The organism is Algibacter pectinivorans (genome assembly GCF_900112595.1).
GTDB classification, from domain to species: domain Bacteria; phylum Bacteroidota; class Bacteroidia; order Flavobacteriales; family Flavobacteriaceae; genus Algibacter_B; species Algibacter_B pectinivorans.
In genome coordinates, this window is the sequence record NZ_FOMI01000003.1 from 221466 (window position 1) to 245703 (window position 24238).

Annotated in this window: 26 protein-coding genes and 1 tRNA gene; 7 read left to right on the forward strand and 20 right to left on the reverse strand. The window is 32.9% G+C overall.

The features are described from left to right. Positions 1-166 precede the first annotated feature (166 nt). The gene (locus BMY96_RS06020) at positions 167-1600 is read right to left on the reverse strand and encodes a glycosyltransferase family 2 protein (protein WP_092850353.1); all 1434 of its coding nucleotides are present in this window, start codon (positions 1598-1600) and stop codon (positions 167-169) included. Positions 1601-1796: 196 nt separating this feature from the next. Further along, positions 1797-2285 (reverse strand): P-loop nucleotide/nucleoside kinase family protein, encoded by a 489-nt coding sequence (locus tag BMY96_RS06025; protein ID WP_092850356.1) that lies wholly within the window; start codon positions 2283-2285, stop codon positions 1797-1799. A gap of 205 nt (positions 2286-2490) precedes the next feature. Here BMY96_RS06025 and BMY96_RS06030 point away from each other — a divergent pair, with 205 nt between their 5' ends. The 4 genes from BMY96_RS06030 to BMY96_RS06045 all read left to right on the forward strand — a co-directional run bounded on the left by BMY96_RS06030 (position 2491) and on the right by BMY96_RS06045 (position 5949). Continuing rightward, the gene (locus BMY96_RS06030; RefSeq protein WP_092850358.1) at positions 2491-2730 is read left to right on the forward strand and encodes a hypothetical protein; all 240 of its coding nucleotides are present in this window, start codon (positions 2491-2493) and stop codon (positions 2728-2730) included. Between the two features lie 44 nt (positions 2731-2774). After that, positions 2775-4247 (forward strand): chymotrypsin family serine protease, encoded by a 1473-nt coding sequence (locus BMY96_RS06035; RefSeq protein ID WP_092850360.1) that lies wholly within the window; start codon positions 2775-2777, stop codon positions 4245-4247. Positions 4248-4352: 105 nt separating this feature from the next. Beyond that, on the forward strand, positions 4353-5036 hold the full coding sequence (locus BMY96_RS06040; RefSeq protein WP_092850363.1) for a hypothetical protein: 684 nt from the start codon (positions 4353-4355) through the stop codon (positions 5034-5036). After that, on the forward strand, positions 5026-5949 hold the full coding sequence (locus BMY96_RS06045; RefSeq protein ID WP_092850365.1) for an ATP-grasp domain-containing protein: 924 nt from the start codon (positions 5026-5028) through the stop codon (positions 5947-5949). Before BMY96_RS06040 ends, BMY96_RS06045 begins: the two co-directional genes overlap by 11 nt. 26 nt (positions 5950-5975) lie before the next feature. Here the strand turns inward: BMY96_RS06045 and BMY96_RS06050 are convergent, their stop codons facing one another. The 8 genes from BMY96_RS06050 to BMY96_RS06085 all read right to left on the reverse strand — a co-directional run bounded on the left by BMY96_RS06050 (position 5976) and on the right by BMY96_RS06085 (position 14609). Continuing rightward, on the reverse strand, positions 5976-6386 hold the full coding sequence (locus BMY96_RS06050) for a response regulator (protein ID WP_092850367.1): 411 nt from the start codon (positions 6384-6386) through the stop codon (positions 5976-5978). Between the two features lie 2 nt (positions 6387-6388). Next, positions 6389-8251: a sensor histidine kinase gene (locus BMY96_RS06055; protein ID WP_092850370.1), complete on the reverse strand. Its 1863-nt coding sequence runs from the start codon at positions 8249-8251 to the stop codon at positions 6389-6391. Positions 8252-8385: 134 nt separating this feature from the next. Further along, the gene (locus BMY96_RS06060; protein ID WP_092850372.1) at positions 8386-9981 is read right to left on the reverse strand and encodes a hypothetical protein; all 1596 of its coding nucleotides are present in this window, start codon (positions 9979-9981) and stop codon (positions 8386-8388) included. A gap of 69 nt (positions 9982-10050) precedes the next feature. Then, the gene (locus BMY96_RS06065; RefSeq protein ID WP_092850375.1) at positions 10051-10440 is read right to left on the reverse strand and encodes an acyl-CoA thioesterase; all 390 of its coding nucleotides are present in this window, start codon (positions 10438-10440) and stop codon (positions 10051-10053) included. 63 nt (positions 10441-10503) lie between these two features. After that, positions 10504-11526 (reverse strand): UDP-glucose--hexose-1-phosphate uridylyltransferase, encoded by a 1023-nt coding sequence (locus tag BMY96_RS06070; protein ID WP_092850378.1) that lies wholly within the window; start codon positions 11524-11526, stop codon positions 10504-10506. Positions 11527-11554: 28 nt separating this feature from the next. Continuing rightward, a complete protein-coding gene (galK, locus tag BMY96_RS06075; protein ID WP_092850382.1) occupies positions 11555-12703 on the reverse strand; it encodes a galactokinase in 1149 nt (382 codons plus the stop codon). A 3-nt stretch (positions 12704-12706) separates the two neighbouring features. Further along, positions 12707-13597, reverse strand: coding sequence for an aldose 1-epimerase (locus BMY96_RS06080; protein ID WP_092850385.1), 891 nt, complete (start codon positions 13595-13597; stop codon positions 12707-12709). Positions 13598-13616: 19 nt separating this feature from the next. Beyond that, positions 13617-14609: a GntR family transcriptional regulator gene (locus BMY96_RS06085; protein WP_092850388.1), complete on the reverse strand. Its 993-nt coding sequence runs from the start codon at positions 14607-14609 to the stop codon at positions 13617-13619. A gap of 150 nt (positions 14610-14759) precedes the next feature. Between BMY96_RS06085 and BMY96_RS06090 the strand changes: the two genes are divergently transcribed. From BMY96_RS06090 to BMY96_RS06100, 3 genes are all read left to right on the forward strand, one after another. Then, positions 14760-16346: a solute:sodium symporter family transporter gene (locus BMY96_RS06090; protein ID WP_092850391.1), complete on the forward strand. Its 1587-nt coding sequence runs from the start codon at positions 14760-14762 to the stop codon at positions 16344-16346. Between the two features lie 226 nt (positions 16347-16572). Then, a tRNA-Arg gene (locus tag BMY96_RS06095) sits at positions 16573-16646 on the forward strand. A 75-nt stretch (positions 16647-16721) separates the two neighbouring features. Then, positions 16722-17180 carry an RNA methyltransferase gene (locus tag BMY96_RS06100; RefSeq protein WP_092850393.1) on the forward strand — a complete coding sequence of 153 codons (459 nt, stop codon included), beginning with the start codon at positions 16722-16724 and terminating at the stop codon, positions 17178-17180. 17 nt (positions 17181-17197) lie between these two features. Here BMY96_RS06100 and BMY96_RS06105 read toward each other — a convergent pair whose 3' ends face one another. From BMY96_RS06105 to tsaD, 10 genes are all read right to left on the reverse strand, one after another. Beyond that, a complete protein-coding gene (locus tag BMY96_RS06105; RefSeq protein WP_092850395.1) occupies positions 17198-17554 on the reverse strand; it encodes a hypothetical protein in 357 nt (118 codons plus the stop codon). Next, complete coding sequence (locus BMY96_RS06110) at positions 17551-18735, reverse strand: class I SAM-dependent methyltransferase (RefSeq protein WP_092850397.1); 1185 nt, start codon at positions 18733-18735, stop codon at positions 17551-17553. Before BMY96_RS06110 ends, BMY96_RS06105 begins: the two co-directional genes overlap by 4 nt. An 8-nt stretch (positions 18736-18743) precedes the next feature. Beyond that, positions 18744-19832 (reverse strand): AI-2E family transporter, encoded by a 1089-nt coding sequence (locus BMY96_RS06115; protein ID WP_092850400.1) that lies wholly within the window; start codon positions 19830-19832, stop codon positions 18744-18746. Between the two features lie 52 nt (positions 19833-19884). Beyond that, positions 19885-20385 carry a TrmH family RNA methyltransferase gene (locus BMY96_RS06120; protein WP_092850403.1) on the reverse strand — a complete coding sequence of 167 codons (501 nt, stop codon included), beginning with the start codon at positions 20383-20385 and terminating at the stop codon, positions 19885-19887. A gap of 85 nt (positions 20386-20470) precedes the next feature. Next, complete coding sequence (locus tag BMY96_RS06125) at positions 20471-21112, reverse strand: DUF4159 domain-containing protein (RefSeq protein WP_092850405.1); 642 nt, start codon at positions 21110-21112, stop codon at positions 20471-20473. A gap of 6 nt (positions 21113-21118) precedes the next feature. Next, the gene (locus BMY96_RS06130; RefSeq protein WP_092850408.1) at positions 21119-21823 is read right to left on the reverse strand and encodes a 16S rRNA (uracil(1498)-N(3))-methyltransferase; all 705 of its coding nucleotides are present in this window, start codon (positions 21821-21823) and stop codon (positions 21119-21121) included. Continuing rightward, entirely contained in the window at positions 21823-22458 is a 636-nt protein-coding gene (locus tag BMY96_RS06135; protein WP_092850411.1) for a peptidylprolyl isomerase, read from the reverse strand. Before BMY96_RS06135 ends, BMY96_RS06130 begins: the two co-directional genes overlap by 1 nt. Before the next feature lie 164 nt (positions 22459-22622). Then, a complete protein-coding gene (locus BMY96_RS06140) occupies positions 22623-22925 on the reverse strand; it encodes a type II toxin-antitoxin system RelE/ParE family toxin (protein WP_092850414.1) in 303 nt (100 codons plus the stop codon). Further along, positions 22909-23142 (reverse strand): hypothetical protein, encoded by a 234-nt coding sequence (locus BMY96_RS06145; protein WP_092850417.1) that lies wholly within the window; start codon positions 23140-23142, stop codon positions 22909-22911. Before BMY96_RS06145 ends, BMY96_RS06140 begins: the two co-directional genes overlap by 17 nt. Before the next feature lie 25 nt (positions 23143-23167). After that, positions 23168-24190, reverse strand: coding sequence for a tRNA (adenosine(37)-N6)-threonylcarbamoyltransferase complex transferase subunit TsaD (gene tsaD, locus BMY96_RS06150; protein WP_092850420.1), 1023 nt, complete (start codon positions 24188-24190; stop codon positions 23168-23170). Positions 24191-24238 lie beyond the last annotated feature (48 nt).

The following is a 24238-nucleotide window of genomic DNA, read 5'->3' on the forward strand; positions in this document are numbered from 1 at the left end:
TTTTAGTTATTGTTATCCCGTAAATATAATTATTTTTTATGTAAGAAAATTACAAATTGTAGAAAGCAAGAAAAGCACGCGTATAAAAAGGGTATAAAAAAACCAACCATAATTTAGGTGTCATTATGGTTGGTGTTTGTAAATTGTAAAAACTAAAATGACTCTTCTAAACCTTAGCCACTTTTTTATCTGCTAGTTCTCTTGTTAGCCACCCACTTTTGTTTGCAGTAGCAATAGCGTAGGGTGTAATCCAGAACAAGCCAAAGGTGTATAAAATGCTGTACGAATAAGCCCAAAATGCCTCGAAAGATCTGTATCTATGTGCAAAGAACAACACCGGAAATGTAGCAAGTACTAAAATAGTTACTAGTGTAGAGCCTACAAATAATAACGGGTGTACAAGTACAAAGTATAACATGAAAAATAAAAACGGAAAGCTCATTAAAATTTTAGAAAACTGACTAATAAATAATAAACGTGTTCCGAATTTAGAATCGGGTCTAAAATTAGTAAACACATATTTAGCCATTTCTAAATTTTCGCGCACATTACTGCGTCCCCATCTAATAAACATTTTATATAAACCTGTATATTCCTCTGGTACATTGGTGTAAGCAATAGCATTTTTTTGAAACAGCACATGTTTACCTTGTTTTAATATCATGTTGGTCATGGCGCGATCTTCACCAATATCCGATGGTGTACCCATAAACGTTTGGTTAATCCATTGTGGTAAACAGTTATGCACTGCTGTACTGCGGTAAGCTGCTAAAGCACCAGGTGTACAAAGCACCGAGTTTAAATTACTTTCGGCAGATCTTACAAACTCGAAACTTAATACAAAACTAACATCTAGCATTTTAGGTAGCGTTGCCTTTTTATTGTTTAAAACACGAATGTTTCCTGCTACGGCACCACATTGCTCGTTATGTACAAACGGACTTACTAAAAGTTTAATAGTATCGGTGTTTACAATAGAGTCGCTATCTACGGTAACATAAATATCGCCTGTTCCTACATTAAAACCACGGTAAAGGGCGTGTCGTTTTCCTTGATTATGTGGTTGTTTGTATATTTCTAAACGGTCTCCTAATTTTTCTTTAGCATTTTGTATCCATGTCCAAGTATCGTCTTTACTACCATCGTCAATGGCAATAAGTTGTAGTTTTTCTTCTGGGTAATCACTTTCAGCTAAACTCATTAAAGTATCATAAACCTGTTTACCTTCGTTATAAGCTGGTACAATAACCGTACATGTTGGCAAGTCGGTATCTGGAACAGCTTCAATAGGTTTATATTTAAAAAAGTTATAAACCATGTATAAAAATAGTAACACTTTGTACGCCATAAAACTAAAGGCTACAACGCCAAAAGCATAACCAATTGTGGTGCTAAATTTATTGGCGTTAAACTGCTCGAAATCGTTATGAAATACCCAGAAAAAAGAAAGCCCTAAAGCCATGAATAAAAAAGTGCTTAGGGAAACAAAGTTGTTTTGAGAATTTTCGGGAGTTAATTGATAACGAAAAAAAGTTTTAGTAGAATGGATTGATTTTTTGATAATGAAATTAATTTTACGAAGGTAAACTTGTATGTCCATAAATCTATAAGGGTTTTTGTTTGATTTGTTTTTTTGGTTTATACTAGATTTACGTAGGAAAATTTGGTTTAGATGTCCTGTAAATGTTAATTAAAGCTTAACATTTTTATTAATAACAAGACTATAAATAGGTAATAGGCCTATTGCCTGAGCTTTATGGAAGTAATGGGTAAGTATTAGGAATTAAATAGTTTTTTTATTCCTTTATAATTATACCATTTTCAAGTTCTGTTTTAGCGGGTGTTTCAAACCAAGTTTCCATAAAGTCGAAATTTTCTTGGGTTACCTCAAACTCAAAAGTGTCGCCTTTTTCAGTATTGCGTTTCATAACTCGTTTTTGGCGAATGGCTTTTGGTATATCTAAAAAGTGAAGTTTTATTTGGTAGCCATTGGCCTTTGCAAAGCGTCTAAATTTCTCTCGATGTTCAAATTTTGATAGGCCTAAATCTAGAATGGCATCTGTTTTAGCGTCTTCCAATTGCTCTACTACATTTAAAATCATTTTTTCGGCTCTTTCAATGCGTTCTAAAAACCATTCTAAACCATCCTCTGGCTTTTTATCTTCAAGAAATAGCGTTTTATTCCAGGCATCAATAGAAAAGACAATACCCTTTGTTTTTTCTTTTAACGCCTTAGCATAGGTTGTTTTGCCAGCGCCTGTATTTCCTACTATTAAATGTATCATGTAGCCTTTAATATATTATCTAAATTAATAAGTATAAAGCAATTTCAAAATTTGAAAAAATATAAGGTATTAGTGTTACTTGTTATTCAAATACAGGAAAAACCCTTATAAAAATGAGGTGTAATCCTTGTGTGTTATCAGGCTATTTCCTCTTTTAAGCCCTTGTTTTTAAAACTAAATTTGGTTTTATCAATTAAACACACTCATGAAAAATTACTTTAAAGTTAAAGAAGTTTTTAAAACTATACAAGCGCAGGTTATAGATTATCCTAACGTAACAGGTATAGAAATAGCATCTTTAAAAAAAGACGGTGTGTACACCAGCGATTTATGTATTAGGGTTTTAGTGAATTCTGAAAACGTAACCATTAAAGATTTAAATATCCCCGAATCTATAGACGGTATAGCAATTAGCGTAACATATAAAACCATTTTCCCTCAATAATTAATTAAAACTGTAAAACTATGTAGAATTAAAACCCCATTAAAATGAAAGCATTAAACGACATTATTAAGGAAAAGCAATCTGCCGAAGCTGCTTTATTTAAACTAAAAGGCGTAACAGGAGTCGATGTAGGCTATAAGTACACAGATGGTAAACGTACCGATGAAATTACCATTAGGGTACATGTAAAACAAAAAAAGAAAACGGTTGCTTCAAAAGATAAAATTCCGGAAACAATAAACGGTATTAAAACAGATGTTATTGAAATGGAAGTTTTCCCTCAGGTGTTCTCTCAAAAACTAGAAAACATTTCATTACAAGCCGATACCACTACGTATGCCACGGTACAAGGCGGAATTAGCATCGGGCCAGAACGTACTATTTCAGGCTATGTATTTACAGGAACTTTAGGCTGTATTGCTAAAGATAATGTTACAAACAACCCCGTACTATTAAGTAATTATCATGTTATGTGTGTGGATAATACATGGAGTGTTGGCGATTTTATGTGCCAACCAAGTCGTGTGGATACAGGTTCGCCAGGAACCGATAGAGTAGGAGCTTTAGAACGCGCTGTTTTAAGCGGACATGTAGATGGTGCTATTTCCACTTTAAGTGGCAGACCGCACGACTGTTCTATTGTAGATATAGGCGATGTAAAAGGAACGGCATCGGCTGTTTTAAATTCGGCAGTAAGAAAACGGGGTAGAACAACACTATTTACCGAAGGTTTTGTTGATGCTATAAATGCCACCGTAAATGTTAACTACGGAGACACCATTGGTGTTAAAACTTTAACCGATCAAATTGGTATAAGACCCGACGAAAATGTAAACCCAAAATTTAGTGCTAAAGGCGATTCGGGTTCTGTGGTTGTAGATGCCGATAATAAGGTAATAGGGTTGCTTTTTGCAGGTAACGATTCTGGTTACACCTATATTAATCCGATTTCGCATGTTTTAAGCGAGTTGAATATTTCTTTATGTATTAAATCTAAAAGTGTTTTAAAAGATTTTAAAGATATTAATAAAGAAGCTAAAGAAATTAAACTTGAAAAGCTCGAAAAAAGTGAAAAATTAGAAAAGCTAGAGAAAAAGGAAAACAAGGAAATTAAAAAGGAAAAGCTGGAAAAGATTGAAAAGGTAGAAAGTAAAGAGTTTAAAAAAGAAATAAAAGAAATTAAAAAAGAGTTCTATAAGGAATTGCCAGATAATAAAGGCATTATGCCAGATAAAGTAGATAAGCCTATTACAGATAAGCTAGATAAACCTTTTGATGGCGGTAATAAGCTAAGAGAGATCTCGGATAACTATAAACCAGGTTTAGGTAACTTTAATACTGGCGGAAATACAATTGAAGATCGCTTGTCGCAAATAGAACAAAGTTTATCTGCATTAACTGCTTTTATTGGTTCAGATTTACGGCCAGATTTATCATCGGGCGCTTTAACTAATGAACAGGATATTGCAGCGATGCAAGAAAAAATGAATAAAGATATTGCTGACAGTATGATGTAATACGGCAAATAATTTTTGAGTTAGTCACTTTTAATAAAACCTTAGAAACAAATATTAAAAGCAAAGTAGCTATTTGTTTTTAAGGTTTTTAATTAATTACCTATTATGAATGTAATATTAAGTCATCCACAAGATAGCGATGCCATTTGGCTTTATTTGGAGCTTAAAAAAAGCCATGTTGATATAGAATTGGTGAGTCCGGAAGAGTTGCTAATGGCCGAAGAATGGACACAACATATTAATAATGATGAAGACCTGTTTTATATTAAAACAAAAAAAGGGCTAGAAATAACCAATAGCAACCTCAATTTTCTGTTTAATAGAACACAAATGGCTATAGCACCAATTTGGGATAAAGCCAAAGAGCCCGAACGCCAGTACGTACAATCTGAAATGAATGCCTTAATGATGAGTTGGTTAGCCCAGGTTAGTAAAAAAGGACGTATTTACAACCCAGGAAAAGGTTATAGTTTAAGTGGTGTGTTTTGGTCTAAACAACAATGGGCTAATGCTGCCTTTAAAGCAGGATTTAATTCTGCATCTTCAGAGGCTACTGCACTAATAGAACCTGTACTTGTAGTTGGTACAAAGGTAATTACAAATTACCGTAATAAAACCTTGATTGAACATTGTATAAAACTCTCTATGCTCGCCCAAACACCTTTGTTAGAAATTTATATAAATAAACAGGATGAAACCCAATTTTTAAGTGCCAATACTTATCCAGAACTTAGTAAGTATGGCGCTAAATTAATTGCTATTTTAAAACACATTATTTATGAAAACTAAAATGGTATTATTATGTGGTATACCTAGTGAAAGCCCAATCTCGAAAGTTAAAGATGCTTTAATGGAAACAGATGCACAGGTTGTTGTTTTTAATCAAAGACATTTTGAAAACACAGAAATTGATTGGAAGTTTGTTAATGGTGTGCCTAAAGGAAAATTGTATATGTCCAACTGCAGCTATGATTTATCGAGTTTTAAGAGTGTGTATTCTCGGTTTATGAGCGAAAATAACCTACCAGAAATGGAGGGCAAAGATGAAAAAACTAAGGCTAGATGTAAAATGCTACACGAATCTTTATTTGAATGGTTGGAAGTTACAAATGCTAAGGTTGTTAATAGGCACAGCAACATGTATAGTAATAGTAGTAAACCGTACCAAGCACAAATAATTAAGCGCTACGGATTAAAAACGCCTCCAACTTTAATTACCAATAATCCAAAAGCTGTTTTAGCTTTTAATGCAGCCCATAAATCTATAATTTATAAATCTATTAGTGGCATACGTTCCATTGTAAAGGAGTTCGACCCTACTGATACCGAAAGGTTAAATAAAATAAAGTATTGCCCGGTTCAATTTCAAGCACGTTTATCTGGTTTCGATGTTCGGGTTCATGTTATAGGAAAAGAGGTTATAGCCACTAAAATACTAACCACAGGTGTCGATTATCGTTATGCTAGAAAGGATGGTGGCGAAACCGAATTGGAGCCTTTCAAAATTTCAGATGCCATAAAAAACGCATGTGTAAACGTTAGTGCTGCACTTAAATTAGATTTTAGCGGTATCGATTTAAGATTTACTGATAATGGCGATGTATATTGTTTTGAGGTAAATCCAATGCCGGGGTATTCCTATTACGAAAGCAATACAGGGCAAAAAATATCTAAAGTTTTAGCTAAATATTTGGTGGCGTAATTAATGGTGCTTAAAGTAAATAATAGCTATTGGTTTGCAATTAAGTTGTCCACAATGGTTTGTATTCTACCACGTTTTATGGGTTTTATAATATAATCTGAAATCTCGCTAATCTTTTTCGCTCTTTCAAGATCGGCGTTATCTACCGAAGAAGATACCATATAAATTGTAATCTTCTTTCCTAAATTAGGCTTAATCTTTATGTATTCTTCCATAAATTGGAAACCATCCATAATAGGCATATTAATATCTAATAAAATAATATCAGGAAGTTCATCTTCCTTATTAAGATTTTCAATCATAAAGTTTATTGCCTCTTCACCATCAGAAAACGCGATAACGCTATTGTCAAAATCAAGAGATTGTATTGTTTTTTTGATGGTGTATTGATAGATATCATCATCATCAACTACGCAAAAGCTTAAGTTTTTACTCATCTTTATTTATTAAAATTTATATTGAATGTAGACCCTTCATTTACTACACTTTCAACCGATATTGTTCCTCCCATAGATTCCACTTGTACTTTGGTCATAAACAAACCTACGCCTTTAGCTTCCGGATGTCTATGGAACACTTTATTTAACCCAAAAACTTTATGTCCATGTCTTTCTAGGTTGATGCCTAAACCATTATCTTTAAATTTGAGTTTTTCAATGCCGTCTTCAACAACAGATTGAATAAAAATTTCTGGAGTTCTATCTTTGGATTTATACTTTATGGCATTGCTTACTAAATTAAGAAAAATACTTTCTAAATATACTTTATTATATTTAATATTTGGTTTTTCTGAAAAATCACAAACTATTTTAGTGTTGGTTTTTAAAATTTGACCAGATAAAATCTCTTTGGTTTTGTTTAAAACATCGTTAAAAGATAATAACTCCATAGGTTTAGAGCGTCCATCTTTAGTTTTTAAGGCCTCAATTAATGTGTTGAGTGTTAGTGTAAGATGATTTATTACCGTTTCGAACTTATCAAATAAGATGGTTCTTTCTTCCTCTGATTTTGCCGCTTTGTAAAAATCCAATAAAGAATTTAGGTTACTTACCGGAGCCCGTAAATTATGTGAAGTAATGTGTGCAAAATCTGCCAATTGAATATTTTGAGAAGTAAGCTTATTTGCTAAAAGTTCTAAGTTTTCATTGGCTTGTAAAATTTTGTTTTCTGCTTTTTTCTGAAATGTAATATCTCTAATAGCAGCCGAAACAAGAAGACCTTCTTCCGTTTTTAGCGGACTTAAACTAATTTGAATAGGTATTTCTTTTCCTTTTTTATTAATACCGTAAAGCTCCTTGCCTTCACCCATTTCTCTTGTTTTGGGTGTTTCAAAAAAGGTTTTACGATGCGTTGTATGATGACTATACCTTTGTGGTATAAGTATTTCTACAGGTTGATTTATTAATTCTTCGGCGTGGTAACCAAATAATTTTTCTGCTTGCTTATTAATTAACTGAATGTTTCCAAGTTCGTTTACAATTACCATGGCATCTGGTGCAGATTCTAGTAGTCCTTTAAACTTAATTTCTGCCATTCTTTGCTCGGTTACATCTTGGCAGGTGCCAATTATTTCAATAATATTGCCTGCTTTGTCCGTAATAAGTTCGCCAAGTAGTTGGATTGTTTTGGTTTTACCACTTGTGGTTTTAATGCGATGCAAAAGGTCGTAAAAAAACTTATCGTTTAAAGACTTTTCAACCGAATTGGTTACTAGTGCTTTATCATCAGGATGAACAAAACTAAAATACGTATCGTAAGTTAATTTTTTATTAGGGTGCACCTCAAAGATGTTATATAAGTTACTAGACCAAGTCACATCATTGGTAATAAGGTTCCACTGCCAATTTCCCATCATGGTAATTTTTTCGGCAGAATTTAAAACCTGATTTTTTCTTAATAGTTCGGCCTCAATATGTTTTTGATTGGTTATATTTTTTATAATTCTAATAAAACCAATGTTTTTTCCACTTTCGTTTATTAAGGGTGTTAGTGTGGAAAGCGAAATAAATGTGGCGCCATCTTTTTTAACTATAGTACATTCGCGAGCATCGTAACCGTTATATTTAGCTAATAATTTATAAGGATCGAAATCTGAATCCTTGCTGTTGTATTTTAAAGCAATGTCTTTTTTAAATTTTTTAACTTCTTTATCAACCAGAAAAGAATTGACTGTTTTTAAACCAATCATTTCTGAAGCAGAATATCCTAGTAAGATTTCGGCACCTTCATTAAACTGGTAGATTATTCCTTCATTATTGGTAGCTATAACAGCTATAATTTCAGAATTTAAATTAGGTTTCATTAATATGTATTGGTTAAGTCTATTGGGTTACTAAATGCTATATGTAACCGTAAATAAGGTTGCGCTTATTAAGTTTTAGTATAGCTATTTGCTAAAGATAAATAAAATAATGTTGTAATAAAAGACAACAATGCTTAATCCTCTTCTGGGAAAGTAACGTGTTGGTATGCTCCTAAGTCTGGAGAACCTGTTCGGTTTGTGTTTAAAATATCTAGGGGAACTTGGGTAGAAAATGTAGCTAAACCTCGGCCATTCGCGGCAGAATCTTCTCCAATTATTAATTGGTTTGAGTCCGGATCCTTAAAGTCTGGTTGTTCATTAAAAATGTTTCCTTCGTACTTTAAAGTGTCATCAAAATTGTAATTATCGCCTGTGTAATTGTTATTCGTATCATTAAAACGAATTAAACAATTGGTGAATTTAAAATTGAATACCACAGCATCATCTTCAATTTCATCTAAAAGAATTTCCGGATTATCATTTCCGTAGATAATACAGTTATTAAAATTAGCTTCAGTTAAATCTGCAATGGTTGCATTGTTGTCTTCATCTAAAACAAAATTGTTTAATAAAACCGCAGGGAATTGTCTAAAACCATTGTTCCAGTAATTTACTAAAGTAGAGTGGGTGAAGTTGTATTTTCCGCCTAAAGTTCCAGCAAAAGATGATAAACCAGAATTATTTATAACTAGGTTTTCGCCAGATATAGACGTGTTTCTTCCTAAAATTCCAAAGCTGCTAGAATTGTAAATTTGAGAGTTCGATATGCTTAGTTTATTGTTTGTTTCGTTTGGGTTACCATCAGATAGGATACCTATGGTTGAGTTTTTAATAGTAGCATAATTAATAGTATTGTTAACACTACCATCTAATAGCCAAATAGTGCCCCATTGCCCCGTTGTTTCAGAAAAATTAGGTTCTAAACGATCGCCTTCAAAAATCACTTCATTTTCCAAAAGGTCTTGATCGTTACTAAAAGCTCCATTTACATGTATTGAGGCGCCGTTAGGTACGATAATACCCGAATTATCATGAAAGTGAACGCGTGCTCCAGCATTAATGGTTAAGGTTTCATTTGGAGGAACCGTTGCAAAACCATAAATAACATAAGGTTTTTCGTTGGTAAATGTAAGCTCGTCGGGTAATAATTCGCGACCTTGTAAATCGGTTACCACTAATTCGCCTGCTATATTTAAAGTAAGCGTATCAATTACTTTTGTGGTGTTATCGCGGTCTGGAAAGATAAAAACAGCATCTTGAACTAAGGTTACCAATTCTACGGTTTGCTGGTTGTTGCCCGTATCAAATTCAATAGCATCGGTATATAAAAACTGATTGGCCGTAGCGGCTTGATTTTCAATATCAACCGTGGTTTCAATAAAGATAAACAAACTGTCTTTGGCTAGAACTTCTACATTTTCAAATACTTTTCCTTCGGATCCTGGTGTTCCGTTATTTTCACCCAACATGCCGTCTATACTTAATCGGTATAAGGAATTAAAGCCTTCCTTTAAGCTTATATTAGGAATAACAATATCGTTATCGCTCTTATTATATACTTTTAAATTGTAAGTGCTAGATCCAATATTTGTAAAAATAGTGTCTAAGTAAACGGTGTCCTTAGAAAATTGTAAAGTTCCTGTGCTTGGAGTGAACTCAAAGTCTTTACGACAAGAGCTCCAAAGCATTAAAAAAAGTAAAGTAATGGAAAAATATAAAAAACGTGTCATTTATAAATGCTAAGATTTGAGCCTAAAAATATAACTTTTGAAATTATGATTTAGTATAATACGGCCTAATTAATCAAATAATTCGGTAATTTCTTTAGGAATTCTAGAAGGGCGTTCCGTTTTAGCATTTATAAAACACCATTTGGTTTCGGATTTGGCAAGTAATTTATTGGTGCTCGCATTATGCATTTCTACAACGCGAGTATACGTAACACCTTCGGCCTTTGCGATATATGTTTTTAAGTTTATGGTGTCATTTAAAAACGCGGCGCTCTTATATTCTATAAAATGAGATAAAAGAAACCAACTGTATTTAGTTTGCAGTTCTTCTGATGCTTTCGATTGCCAATGGGCTTTAGCAATATCTTGCACCCACTGCACATAATGCACGTTATTAACGTGGTTTAAATCGTCAATATGATCTTTTGTAACCGTTAAGCTAGTTTCGTATGTTTTCATTTAAAATAAACTATCAGAATAGGACAACAAAAATAGAGGTTTCTATCTAGGTTATCCTATTAATTATAATAGTTCTTTTAACATTTTCACAGCAGATTCTGCTGTAATGTCTCTTTGAGGCGATCCAAACATTTCGTAACCTACCATGAATTTTTTAACCGTTGCGCTTCGTAAAAGTGGCGGATAAAAGCTCATGTGCCAATGCCAATGACTATTTTTATTACCATCTGTTGGCGCTTGATGAATGCCTGATGAATACGGGAACGAGGTGTTAAATAATTTATCGTAAGCTTTTGTTATTACGGCAATAGCTTCGGCGTATTGTAGTGTTTCGGTATCGGTCATATCCAAGATGTTAGTCATGTGTCTTTTTGGAGCAATCATAGCTTCAAAAGGCCATACCGCCCAAAACGGAATGATAACTACAAAACCATCATTTTCAAAAATAATGCGCTCTTGGTTTTCTAATTCTTGTGTTAAATAGTCGCCCAATAAGCTACTGTTATTTTTGTTATAGTAGTTTAACTGTTGTGTGTTTTTTTTGTCAACTTCATTAGGAAGTGTGGACTGGCTCCAAATTTGACCATGCGGATGCGGATTGCTACAACCCATTACTGCACCTTTGTTTTCAAATATTTGAACGTAATTAATTTTAGGGTTTGCAGCCAATGCTTTAAACTCGTTTTGCCACGCGAAAACTACATGCTGAATCTCGTTAGCAGACATATCGGCTAAACTTTTAGAGTGGTCTGGACTAAAACAAATGACTTTACAAATACCAGTTTCGCTTTCTGCAACAAGTAAACCATCGTTTACCGAAAACGTAGGAGAATCGTTTTGTAAAGCTGCAAAATCGTTTGTAAAAACAAACACATCTTTATAATTAGGGTTTACTTCTCCGTTAATTCTTGTATTTCCGGCGCACAAGTAACATGACGCATCGTATGATGGTCGTTTTTCGTTATTAACCGCTTCATTTTGACCTTGCCATGGTCGTTTGGCTCTATGTGGAGACACTAAAACCCATTCGCCAGTTAAAATATTAAAGCGTTTATGCGAGTAATCTTGTAAATCTGTATTTTTCATTATTGGAAATATAAAATCGTTGATTTTTTTATTTTACTAAGTGTGTGCCATCAGAAAGTGCAATAAAATACACCGAGCAATCTTTATTAAACTGTTTTTTGTATGCCTTAGAAGCTGTTTCTGCAAAGGCTTCAGCTTCACGTTTTGCAATTAAATTTATGGTGCAACCACCAAAGCCACCACCCATCATTCTGGCCCCTAAAACGTGCTTGTTCTGTTTAGCTTGTGCCACTAAAAAATCTAATTCCTCGCAGCTTACTTTGTATTGGTTTGAAAGCCCTTCATGCGATTGATAAATTAAAGCGCCTAAGGTGTCTAAATCATTATTTTCAATAGCTTTTGCAGCTTTAATAGTTCTTCTGTTTTCTTGAATAACATAAAGCGCTTTTTGATAATTTTCTGGAGTTACCTTGTCTTTAACCGTTTCTAAATCGGCTTCGGTAGCGTCTCTTAAAGCTTTAATATTTAATAATTCGGAAATAGCCTCGCAAGCCGATCGTCGGTCGTTATAAGCACTATCAGATAAACTATGTTTTACATTTGTGTTAATAAGCATTAATTGATGATCTTTAAAATCGATCTTATAAGGGTTCGATTTTATGGTTCTACAATCTAAATGTAATGCATGGTCTTTTTTACCAAACATACTAGCGTATTGATCCATTATACCGCATTTAACACCTACATAATTGTGTTCTGCTTTTTGCGAAATTAAAATCATATCCTCTTTAGATAAACCTAGCTGAAACAACTCATTTAACCCAAATACAACACTGTTTTCTAGTGCTGCCGACGATGACATACCTGCGCCACCAGGAATATTTCCTTTAAACACAATATTAAAATTGCCTATGGTTTTATTTCTATTTTGTATTTCGGCTACAACACCAAAAACATAATTTTCCCAACTGCCTTCTTTTGATGGTTTGAGTGTATCTAGGTTAAATTCGATAGTGCTATCTAAGTCCAAAGCTATAGCGGTAGATTGTCCTGTGTCGCTTTTTTCAATTGCTGCCGCAATACCTTTGTTTACAGCTGCCGGAAAAACAAAGCCATCATTGTAATCGGTATGTTCGCCAATAATATTAATTCGTCCAGGAGAGAATATAAGTAGCGGGGTTGTTTTAAATTCCTTTAAAAATGCCGCTTCAACCTCTTTTATAAGTGTATTGGTCATAATTTAGTTGTTTTCAAGATTTAAGGTCCACGTAATGGAGTAGGTGTCGTTTGGTTTTAAAATATCTAGCCCAATGTTATTATTAAAACTGTTTGAAACACCGGTTGTAGGCTCTATGGCAATAGTGTTTAATTTTGGAGGCGTGTACGCTTGTAAAAAGTTGTTTTTTGCCGAAGAATATATAGATAACTTATACTTTGGTGTATAAAATTGGATAGTATTAGAGTCTAAAATCCAACAATCATCTAATTTTTTGTTTTCAATTTTAAGGGATTTAAAGTGTTCTAGTTTTTCTGTTCCGGTAGTAATATTGCGGTCGCCAATGACTAATTTTTCAGAAGAATCAAATTCTAAAATACTTTCCGATAGATTATCGCTTACAAAATAAGGATGCCAACCTAAGTTAAACGGAAAAGCTTTAGAGTCTGTATTTTCCACTGAAAAATCAAGCTCTAAATTAGTTTTGGTAAACGTATAAGTTAATTGAATTTTGAAGGTATACGGAAAGCCAATAGATTCGTTTTCTTCTACATATTCTAATTTAATACTTGCAGACTCGTTGTCTGTAAAAGTATCAACGACATTAAAAGATTTGTTGTAAACCAAACCATGTAAGGCGTTGTTTTCTTCTGTTTGGTTTATTTCAAATTGGTATAATTTGTTATTGTAAGTGTATTGTCCATCTTTTATTCTATTGGCAAAAGGAAATAGAATAGAGGAGGCGTATGTATCTTTATAAGGCAATGGCTCTAGGCTTTTAATTATGGCTTGTCCGTTTAAAGTTAGTTCCTGTAAACTGGCTCCTTCATTAAGCTTAATCTGGCCATAAACCTTATGGTTTAATGATTTAATTTCAATTGTATTTAAGGCGTCGTTTTTAGTAATTGAAAACATAATTAGTTCTTATTTATAGTTATATCGAGCTTCTAATAATTAGATTATTAGTGTTCTCTATTTTAGTTTGTTCTTTATTTAAAATCATTTTGGCTAGACGTTTCCCCATGTAGTTGAAATCTGTTGAAATGGTTGTTATTCCGCCCAAGACAATTTCTTTAAGCAAGGTGTCATTATAGGATATTATGCCAATATCTTCGGCTATTAATAAACCTTCACTTTTCATTTGTTTGATTATTTTTAGCAAGATTTTATCCTCGGGAATAATGTATAATTCGCCTTTAGTTAAAGTCCTGTTTTTTAATGTTGCAATACAATCAAAAGGCATGTTGTTGCTTGTGCAAAAATCAATAAACCCTGCTTTCATGGGTAAAGGTTGTTTATCTTCAGAAAACAATAAAATTAATTTTTTATATTTTTTTATAAGATGAATAGCTTTGGAAAGATTATTAAAAATGGTCTTTTCGAAATTTTGATAAATCGCAGGATATTCTCTTAACTCCTCTTGAGTTTGGTCTAAAATATAAACTTTGTCTTTTGGTAAATTTTGAATCGCTGATTTTGTGTTTTTTAAATTAGCAGGCATGATTACATAATAGTTATAATCACCTGTATTTTCTAATATTAGCTTATCGAAGGTGTTTTTGTTGAAGTGATGAAAAAAAATATCGACTTGAATATTATCACCTAAGTGTTCTAAAAATGAATTGTATAAATCTTCTTTAAAGGAATTTAATTCGTCGAATAATAAAAATATTTTCTGATTAACGTTGATGTTTTCACTGTTAACGTAATAGCCTTTGCCAACTATAGATTTTATGATACCTCTACTTTTTAGCTCGTTAAAGGCTGTCATTACTGTGTCTCTAGACAGGTTGTTGTCATCCTTAATTTTATTAATAGACGGTATTTGGTCTCCTTTTTTAAGAGTGCCAACAAGTATAGCATCTTCAATAGAATTGATAATTTGCTTATACTTTGGGATTCCTATTTCTTTTTTAATTTTAATCATAATGTATTGCAAATATATATTTATTTATACATAAAACCTACTAGACCCTACTAGTTTGTTTTTTTATTTTTATTGAATCGTTGTAGTTTAAATATTAATATATATATTTGAAACATTGTTAAAAGAAAACTAAACTAAACCAAAAATATAATGTTAGGAATACTTTCATTTGCCGGTTTCACTATTTTGGTGGCCGTTATTGCTTATTATGCCACAAAAGGTACAAACGAAAAATCTTCAGACGGATATTTTCTAGGAGGAAGAAGTCTTACTGCAGGAGTTATTGCAGGATCTTTATTATTAACAAACTTATCTACCGAGCAAATTGTAGGGCTTAATGGTTCTGCTTATGCCGATGGTATTTTGGTTATGGCTTGGGAAACCTTAGCAGCTATAGCTATGGTTATAACGGCTGTGTTTTTATTGCCAAAATACTTAAAAGGTGGTATTTCTACCATTCCAACGTATTTAGAACGTCGATTTGATACTACAACAAAAGCTATGACTTCTGGTTTGTTTTTGTCTGGTTATGCCATTGTATTGTTGCCAATTGTATTGTATTCTGGTTCTTTAGGAATTAGTGGTATGTTTAATCTTCCAGAATTACTTGGAATATCTGAATGGGAGTCTGTTTGGTTATGTGTTTGGAGTATAGGTCTTATAGGTTCTGTATATGCTATTTTTGGGGGGTTAAAAGCTGTAGCTGTTTCAGACTCCATTAATGCTATTGGTTTACTTATAGGAGGTCTTTTAATTCCTGTATTTGGCTTAATGGCTATAGGAGATGAAGGTAGTATTACTAGTGGGTTAGCTAAATTAACTAGCGAATATCCAGAAAAATTAAATGCTATAGGTGGTGAAGATTCTTCTATACCTTTTGCTACTATTTTTACAGGAATGATGCTCGTGCAACTTTTTTATTGGGGTACTAATCAACAAATTATACAACGCGCTTTAGGGGCTAAAAATCTAGCCGAAGGTCAAAAAGGATTAACGTTAGCGGCATTTATTAAGATATTAGGGCCAATTATTGTAGTTCTTCCAGGTATAATTGCTTACCATAAATGGGGGGGAGAGGTTTTGTCTAACAATGATATTGCATATCCGAGGTTAGTAGCAGAAGTGTTACCAAAACCTATGGTAGGCTTCTTTGCGGCTGTTATGTTTGGTGCTATTTTAAGTTCGTTTAACTCGGCCTTAAATAGTTGTGTTACTCTGTTTGGTATAGATATTTACAAGCAATTTATTAACAAAACAGCGGAAGAAAGTAGAGTAGTGTCTGTGGGTAAAAAGTTTGGTATTGTACTGGCTATTTTTTCTATGTTTGTAGCTCCGTTTTTATATTATGCTTCGGATGGTTTGTTTGGTTATTTACAAACTGTAAACGGAGCATATAGTGTGCCTATTCTTACTGTTATTGTGGTTGGGTTTTTATCAAAACGTGTTCCTGCATTGGCTGCCAAAGTAGGTATTGTTTTTGCTTTTGTATTTTATGTAACATATATTATTTTAGCAAAAGGTTTTGAGATGGACTTGCCACATTTCTTGCATTTTCAGTTTATGGCTTTTGTGCTTACAATAATAATTATGTTGATTATTGGTAAATTAAAACCTAGAGAAACCGATTATGTTCAAGAATATACCCGAGAGGTTGATGTTACACCTTGGAAATTTGTTAAACCTGTAGGTCTTGTAATTTGCATTGTGGTAATTAGTACTTACGTGATTTTTAGCTAAAAAAATATAACGTTTTAATATATAAATCGTCATTAATTATAATTAATGGCGATTTTTTTTGCTCATTTTTAAGTCTAACTTGATTCGTAAAATAGCTGTAATTAGGCACATAGCTTAATTTTTATTTTAAATGTTATTTTCTAGTAAAAATTATAAACATTTCTTTTGGTTAGATATATAGTTAATTTTATATTTGCACACCGGAAAACGAAAATGTTTTCTTTGAGGGCTCTTAGCTCAGCTGGATAGAGCACCTCCCTTCTAAGGAGGCGGTCGCAGGTTCGAATCCTGCAGGGCTCACTTAAAGCTTCACTATATTTAGTGAGGCTTTTTTGTTTTACATACTTTAGATTGCTTTTTGTAACTGTATTGGATATGAGTGATAATTTTAAAAATGAATTTTTCGGAATAGGAATTCAGAATGGGAAAACTCCCGAAAACCTAGGTGTTTTATGGCGTACAGCTCAAAACCTAGGGGCAAGTTTTATATTTACTATTGGTAATCGCTATGCAAAACAAGCTAGTGATACGCATGATGCTGTTAAAGCAATGCCTTATTTTCATTATGATACTTTCGATGATTTTTTTAGTAATCTTCCTAAGGGTGCAAGATTGGTAGGTGTGGAGCTTACAGATTCTGCCGAGGCTCTAGAAACCTTTCATCATCCGCGCCGATGTGTGTATTTGTTAGGAGCCGAGGATCATGGTTTGTCTAAACAAGCTATCGAGAAATCTCATTTTTTAGTAAAATTTAAATCGGAATTAAGTTTAAATGTTGCTGTAGCCGGTAGTATCGTGCTTTATGATAGAGGTATAGATAAACCTCGCTCTTAGTTTAACAAGCTCGCCTTTTAATTTATAACCTCTTTAGTGCTGTCTGCTCTAAAACATTGTTCTTTACCTAAGTAGTTTGGGTCGCCGTGTTTTTCGGACCAAAAGCCATCTAAAACATCCTTAGATATGCATTTATAAACGACCACACCTTTAAAAACCTTGTGGTCCATTTTGTAGTTAAAATTAATTACAAGAATGTTGTCCTTAAAAAAACCTGTTCCAAATTGTTCCTGGTCTTTGTTTATTAGCCATTTTGCTTTAATTCTACTGTTTTCATCAAGCGTTAGGCTTAGAGAGCCTTTATAGGTATTGGGTTCGTCATCTTGATTGCTACCTACTACGGTATAGTGTCCAACTAAGTTTTTAAGCATCATAAGTTTGTCTTTTTAGTAATTAAAACAATTTTATTGCCGTCCATATCGGTAGTAAAAAACAAATAGTCGTTGCCGCCATCGTTAATTTTAAATTTGCTTCGTATTTGTTGCACCGTTTCCGGGAAATTTCTTGTGGTAATATTAGCCTTTTTAATGTCCAATCGCTTTATTGTTTTTTTATTATAGGGTAAAGAGGCCTCAATAGTGAAAATACGTCCTGGAAAATCTATTAAAGCAGAACTTGTATATAAATGAGAATGCTTTTGAAGCTTGTTAATCTTCAATTGTTTTGATGTTTGATTAAAGGCACCAGATTTTAATATGGAGGTATTAGGTTCGTATAAATAGGCTAGTGGAAGGCTATATGTTGGTTCGGTTAGCTTTTCTTCATCTAAAAGAAACGAAAAGTGTTCTTGTTTATCTTTTTTAATATTTACTGTTTTGATGGTAATTTTAGAGTCATATCCGTTTTCTAGAACCCAAAGCAGTTCCTTAACTTCATTATTAACCGCAACAACATGAATGGTTTTTACGTGTTTTAATTCGCTAATTCCAACTGATATATCCAATAAAGGAGATGTTTTAATCATGATGTTATTAGAATGTTTAAACAGCATATTTAAATGTTCAGGAACATTGGGTAGGCAATCTTTTAAAAAAAAGACCTTTCCTTTGCTATCATGACGTCGAGATGGATCGATATAAATCCAATCAAATTGCTTGTTCGAAGTTTCTAAATAGGCAATACCATCTTCGTTTATGGTTTCTATATTACTAATATTTAATTGCTGGTAATTATGGTTAACTATATCCGATAGGCTTTCGTTAATCTCACAATGCGTAACCGATTTAAAACGCTTAGAAAAGTAAAAACAATCTACTCCAAAACCTCCTGTTAAATCGATTACAGAGTTGCCATTTATTAATTCCGATTTGTATTTCGCTGTGGTTTCAGACGAGGTTTGCTCGATGTTTAGCTTGTTAGGGTAGTATATTTTATTAGTGGAATACCAAGTAAAAAGCTTAGATTTACACCTGTTTTTGGCTTCAATTTGTTCTACGATTTGTTTTGTGTCAACATCCGGAAATGTGGTTCCTTTTAGTACTAAATCACCTATTGCGATATTCGCATTGTTTTTTATAAAATTTTGAATATCAGTATTTAATATATTTTTATTCAAAGTAAAGATTAAAGGTTTTTAGTTAATTTTTTAACTATTTTATTATCTGATAAAAAGGCCTTTAAAATTACTTTTATGGCGGTATAAGCAGGTACTGCTAATATTAAACCAATAACTCCAAATAAAATACCAGTAATTAAAATCACTAAAAATATTTCTAGCGGATGCGACTTCACACTTTTTGAAAATATGATAGGTTGACTCCCAAAATTATCGACTAATTGACCAATAGCAAATACCACAAGTACCCAAAGTGTTTTAGGTAAAATAACATCGCTAAAGGATTCTCCTAAATTGCTTGTCATGGTTAAAGTGATCATTAAAAAACCACCAACTAATGGCCCAACATAAGGTATTAAATTTAAAAGCGCACATAAAAAAGCAATAACAACGGCGTTTTCAACACCAATAATTAACAGCCCAATCATGTAAATAATGAATAGAATTAGTATTTGAAAAATTAAGCCAACAAAATATCTAGATAGTAAGTCTTTTATTTTTGTGGTGGTGGTTTTCCAACGCGATTCTTTGTTTTCTGGAATAAACGTTAAAATGCCATTTTCGAATAATCTGCTGTCTTTTAAAAAGAAAAAGGAAATAAATAAAACCGAAAATAAGCCGATGCTAAAATTTCCTAATCCGCTAATTACCGAGTTTAAAAAATCGGGTAATATGGATAAATCTATTTTAGACATTAAATTAGATTCTTTTATGGATTTTTCGACGTCAATTTGGCGAAGATCAAAATAAGATATCACTTCCTTATATAAATTCTCAATGTTAGATTGTAGCTCCTCTATGTTTAATAGCGATAAATTATGACCCTGTTCGAGGACTAAAGGAATAAATAAGCCTACCAATCCTACAAATAGTCCAAGCAAGATGACTATGGTAATAATTACGGCAATTATGTTTTTAAACTTCAACTTGTTTTCTAAAAATAACACAATAGGTCGGCCAATAAGCGAAATTACTGCAGATATGGCTATATAGCCTATAACAGATTGTATCTTATACAGAAAGAACAATACTAGGGTAACACCTAATACAACGCCTATGGCTTTTAAAATACCTTTAGAAATGGTGTTTGAATTCATTTAGTAAATATAATATTATTTTAAATGCAGTGTAGTGCTAATTTTAAAATCGCTATTGCAGTTGTTTGGTTATTTCGTAAAGCGCAATGTTGGTGGCTTGAACCACATTCATACTACTGTTTTGCCCAAACATGTTTATGTGAACAATAGTATCGCAAAACTTAAGTATGCGGTCGGATACGCCAAAATTTTCATCGCCTATTACCATAGCTATCGGTGCTTTGTTTGAAAATATAGTGTTGTGTATGGCTTTACTATTTTCGGTAATTTCTAAAGCTAGAATTTGGTAACCTTTCGATTTTAATGACTCTACAGCGGTTAAAGCAGAATTGGTAATTTCATACGGCACTACTTTTTCAGTAGCTCTAGAGGTTTTTGCCATTTTGCGGCCCAACTGAATATTTTCGCCACAAAGCATTAGTTTCTCAATACCAAAAGCATCGGCAATTCTAAACAAACTACCAATATTAGGTGCATTGGTAACGTTATCGCAAATTAATGTAATAGGGAAGGTTCTTACAGTAAAATTGGTGTTATAGTGGTTGAGTTGCATAATTAAGTTGGCGGTAAGCAGTATTCAATATTCAGTATTCAGTTTGCAATTTTGTTTGGTCCCTTTGGGGTTTGGGTCTTGTTTTTTAATTTTCAAAAGCATATTTAACAATGTTGGCACCCATTTTAAGTGCTTTTTCTCTTACTTCGGCGGGGTCGTTATGCACTTCGGGGTCTTCCCAACCATCACCCAAATCACTTTCATAGGTGAATAATAATATCAAACGGTCTTCATTAAAAATACCAAAAGCTTGCGGACGTTTGCCATCGTGTTCGTGTATTTTTGGCAAGCCATTGGGGAATTTAAAAGCATAATTAAAAATAGGATGGTTATTTGGTAATTCTATCAAATCTTTATCCGGAAATACTTTTTTAAGTTCTTTGGTTATGTATGGCTGCATGCCGTAATTATCGTCAATATGTAAAAAACCACCAGACATTAAATAATTACGTAGGTTTTCGGCATCTGTGTCGCTAAAAAACACATTTCCGTGGCCAGTCATGTGTAATAAGGGGTACTGAAAAATATCTGTACTTCCGGTTTCAACGGTTTCGGGTTTTGGGTTTATTTTAGTTCTTAAACTGGTGTTGCAATACTTAATAAGGTTTGGTAAAGCTGTAGGGTTCCCGTACCAATCGCCACCACCTTTATATTTTAAAATAGCTAAATCTTGGCTAAAAACGAAAAGAGAAAAAAGGCTTGAGAAAAGAGATAAATATAATTTCATAGAAAATTATTCGTTTGTAAACGCTACCGAATGACAGGCTACAATAGCAGCTGTTTCTGTTCGCAATCTAGTTTCACCCAAAGTTACAGGAATAAAATTGTTTTCTAGTGCTTTGGTTATTTCTTTAACAGAAAAATCACCTTCGGGTCCAATTAAAATAGTAGTGTTAGAGCCAGGTTTTAACTGTTGTTTTAATGATTTTTTATCGGTTTCCTCGCAATGTGCAATAAACCTTTCGGTTTTAAAATCTTGCTCGATAAAATCTTGAAACGAAATGGCCTTGTGTAATTTTGGCAAATAACAACTTAACGATTGTTTCATAGCTGATTGCAAAATGCGCTCAAAACGTTCTGGTTTTATTACTTTACGTTCGCTATGGTCGCAAATTATAGGGGTAATGCTGTCTATACCTATTTCGGTGGCCTTTTCTAAAAACCACTCGTAACGATCGTTCATTTTAGTTGGCGCTACAGCCAAATGCAAGCTGTAATTGCGTTTAGGTTGTAGTACCTTCGAAACAATATTTGCTGTACATTTATTAATATTAGGCACCGAAATTTCTGCAGTAAATAGCCATCCCTTACCATTTGTTATGTATAGCGTGTCGCCCATGGTTTTACGCAACACTTTTACAATGTGTTTGCTTTCATCTCTATTAAAAGTGAAAAGCGCGGTTTCTTCTGTTATGTCTGGGCTATAAAAAAGCTGCATTATAATTTAGATTCAACTATTTTTAATACGTCAATTTCTAAAATTTCTTTTGGTTCGTGTGTTTTTAAAATAACATAGTACCAATGTTCCGATGGTACATCTACTGTAAAGATTTCATTTAACTCATGAGGTTCGCTAAATACATTAGTTTCAAAAGCAGGGTGAGTTTCTTCTTTTAAAAACCATCCTAAATCGCCACCTTTTTTGGCATTAGCATCCATGGAATATTGTTTTGCTAAAAAATCGAAAGGTGCACCGTTATGGTATTTAGTTATAATTTGATCTCTAAGGGTATTAATTTCCTCTAGTTTATATTTTGAGCCATCTAAGTAGATATAAGATAATCTCTCGTAATTTTTTTTCGTTTTATTTACGACTTTGTAATATGTTTTTTCGAACTCGCCGTCGTTAACTTTTTTACCTCCAATCCCTAATTTAAAGAGCTCTTTAGCTAAAATTGTTTTATGCTTCTCTTCGTTAAAGGTAATTAATTTGTTTTTTTTCGATTTAGTTGTTTTTAAATACGTTTCGGCTTGTTCTGTGGTTTCTAAAATATCTAAGTCTTTTTCGATAGAAGTTTGTGCGTTTACACAAGCTGTGCTAATTAGTAATAAAACAAGTAATTTTTGTAACATAAGAGTAGGTTTTAATTTCAATTTTCAAATTTATAAGGAAAATTGGAGCGTTTAAAAAAAAATCAATAAGTTTTCAAGAAGTTGTTGTTTATAACTTATGATGGTAGATTAATTGCTTTAAAAAATTGGATATAAAAGTAATTAGAAGTTACTATTTTGTGTGTTTATATTTTCTTCTTAGTCGGATCTTGTTTATTTGCAAAAAGTGAAATAATTTCAATAGAATTATTGTTTTTCCTGTAATACAAAGTATTGTGTTTATCCACTACTGCTCTTCTTATCTCTATTTTACTTAAAGCATTAGGAAAGATTTCGGGAGTTTTAGAAATTAACTCGATAGTATGATCTAGTTTGTTTGAAAAATTAACTAATTCTTTATTAGTCCAATGAGTTTCTAAATATGTAATTGTATCCTTTAATTCGGAAATAGCATGGTCTGTCCATAAAACTTTATAGACGCTTTCCATAAATTTTTCTTACTTCGGAGTGGGAAGTTAGTTTTTTGTTATCGGCGTCTTCAATTCCTTTTTCAATAGATTTTTTTTCAGATTCTGATATGTCGTTCCACCAATCTGCCTGTTCAGTTTCTCGTAATTTCATTAATTTATCAATTAAAGATTGATCGTTCAAAGTCGATAACCATTGAATTAATTCGATTTTTTTATTTTGAAGACTTAAATCCATAATATCAAAGTTACAAATTTTATAATTAAATCTTCAATCTAGCCGAGGCCACAACATTCTGCTCTGCAAAATCGCCTTCTAAAAATTTTAAATAGCCAACAATGGCAATCATAGCAGCATTATCGGTAGTAAATTCAAACTTAGGAATGTAAGTTGTCCATCCAAATTTTTGTTCGCCATCTTTTAAAGCTTTACGAATTCCAGAATTTGCCGAAACCCCGCCCCCAATAGCAATATTCTTAATACCTGTTTGCTTCGAGGCGAGTTTTAATTTGTCCATTAAAATACCAATAATAGTATATTGAATAGAGGCACAAATATCATTTAAGTTTTCTTCAATAAAATTTGGGTTGGCTTTAACCTCGCGCTGTATAAAATAAAGCACAGCGGTTTTAAAGCCAGAGAAACTAAAGTTTAAACCGTCCACTTTTGGTTTCGTAAATTTAAAGGCTTTCGGGTTTCCTAAAGCGGCACGTTTATCAATTTCTGGTCCAGCAGGATAGCCCAATCCTAAAATTTTTCCGCTTTTATCAAAAGCCTCACCAACAGCATCATCAATGGTTTCGCCAATAACGGTCATATCAAAATAGTGATCTACTTTTACTATTTGCGTATGGCCACCAGAAATCGTCATAGCTAAAAACGGAAAAGGTGGCTTATTATAACCATCTTCATCAATATAATGGGCTAAAATATGCCCTTGCATGTGGTTTACATCAATTAGAGGGATGTTTAAACCATAAGCCAAAGATTTAGCAAACGAGGTTCCTACCAATAAACTTCCCATTAATCCTGGGCCTTTAGTAAAGGCAATAGCATGTAATTCATTTTTAGTAATACCTGCTTTTTCTAAGGCTTGGTGTACTACAGGAACTATGTTTTGTTGGTGCGCTCTAGACGCTAATTCTGGTACAACACCACCATAGGCTTCGTGTATTTTTTGGTTGGCAATAACATTACTTAAAATGCGTCCGTTATAAATTATAGAAGCCGCTGTATCATCGCAAGACGACTCAATTCCTAGAATGTAAATATTTTGTGAAGACATTAATAAATATTAGGCACAATAATTGTTAATTTTGAAAACGAATAAGCA

Coding starts and splice junctions, on each gene's coding strand:
- BMY96_RS06050 (WP_092850367.1), bottom strand. CDS start 6,386: ATGAGTAAAAACTTAAGCTTTTGCGTAGTTGATGATGATGATATCTAT.
- BMY96_RS06040 (WP_092850363.1), top strand. CDS start 4,353: ATGAATGTAATATTAAGTCATCCACAAGATAGCGATGCCATTTGGCTT.
- BMY96_RS06100 (WP_092850393.1), top strand. CDS start 16,722: ATGAGTGATAATTTTAAAAATGAATTTTTCGGAATAGGAATTCAGAAT.
- BMY96_RS06065 (WP_092850375.1), bottom strand. CDS start 10,440: ATGAAAACATACGAAACTAGCTTAACGGTTACAAAAGATCATATTGAC.
- galK (WP_092850382.1), bottom strand. CDS start 12,703: ATGACCAATACACTTATAAAAGAGGTTGAAGCGGCATTTTTAAAGGAA.
- BMY96_RS06055 (WP_092850370.1), bottom strand. CDS start 8,251: ATGAAACCTAATTTAAATTCTGAAATTATAGCTGTTATAGCTACCAAT.
- BMY96_RS06080 (WP_092850385.1), bottom strand. CDS start 13,597: ATGTTTTCAATTACTAAAAACGACGCCTTAAATACAATTGAAATTAAA.
- tsaD (WP_092850420.1), bottom strand. CDS start 24,190: ATGTCTTCACAAAATATTTACATTCTAGGAATTGAGTCGTCTTGCGAT.
- BMY96_RS06115 (WP_092850400.1), bottom strand. CDS start 19,832: ATGAATTCAAACACCATTTCTAAAGGTATTTTAAAAGCCATAGGCGTT.
- BMY96_RS06025 (WP_092850356.1), bottom strand. CDS start 2,285: ATGATACATTTAATAGTAGGAAATACAGGCGCTGGCAAAACAACCTAT.
- BMY96_RS06125 (WP_092850405.1), bottom strand. CDS start 21,112: ATGAAATTATATTTATCTCTTTTCTCAAGCCTTTTTTCTCTTTTCGTT.
- BMY96_RS06070 (WP_092850378.1), bottom strand. CDS start 11,526: ATGAAAAATACAGATTTACAAGATTACTCGCATAAACGCTTTAATATT.
- BMY96_RS06105 (WP_092850395.1), bottom strand. CDS start 17,554: ATGATGCTTAAAAACTTAGTTGGACACTATACCGTAGTAGGTAGCAAT.
- BMY96_RS06120 (WP_092850403.1), bottom strand. CDS start 20,385: ATGCAACTCAACCACTATAACACCAATTTTACTGTAAGAACCTTCCCT.
- BMY96_RS06035 (WP_092850360.1), top strand. CDS start 2,775: ATGAAAGCATTAAACGACATTATTAAGGAAAAGCAATCTGCCGAAGCT.
- BMY96_RS06135 (WP_092850411.1), bottom strand. CDS start 22,458: ATGTTACAAAAATTACTTGTTTTATTACTAATTAGCACAGCTTGTGTA.
- BMY96_RS06045 (WP_092850365.1), top strand. CDS start 5,026: ATGAAAACTAAAATGGTATTATTATGTGGTATACCTAGTGAAAGCCCA.
- BMY96_RS06090 (WP_092850391.1), top strand. CDS start 14,760: ATGTTAGGAATACTTTCATTTGCCGGTTTCACTATTTTGGTGGCCGTT.
- BMY96_RS06030 (WP_092850358.1), top strand. CDS start 2,491: ATGAAAAATTACTTTAAAGTTAAAGAAGTTTTTAAAACTATACAAGCG.
- BMY96_RS06140 (WP_092850414.1), bottom strand. CDS start 22,925: ATGGAAAGCGTCTATAAAGTTTTATGGACAGACCATGCTATTTCCGAA.
- BMY96_RS06085 (WP_092850388.1), bottom strand. CDS start 14,609: ATGATTAAAATTAAAAAAGAAATAGGAATCCCAAAGTATAAGCAAATT.
- BMY96_RS06130 (WP_092850408.1), bottom strand. CDS start 21,823: ATGCAGCTTTTTTATAGCCCAGACATAACAGAAGAAACCGCGCTTTTC.
- BMY96_RS06020 (WP_092850353.1), bottom strand. CDS start 1,600: ATGGACATACAAGTTTACCTTCGTAAAATTAATTTCATTATCAAAAAA.
- BMY96_RS06145 (WP_092850417.1), bottom strand. CDS start 23,142: ATGGATTTAAGTCTTCAAAATAAAAAAATCGAATTAATTCAATGGTTA.
- BMY96_RS06060 (WP_092850372.1), bottom strand. CDS start 9,981: ATGACACGTTTTTTATATTTTTCCATTACTTTACTTTTTTTAATGCTT.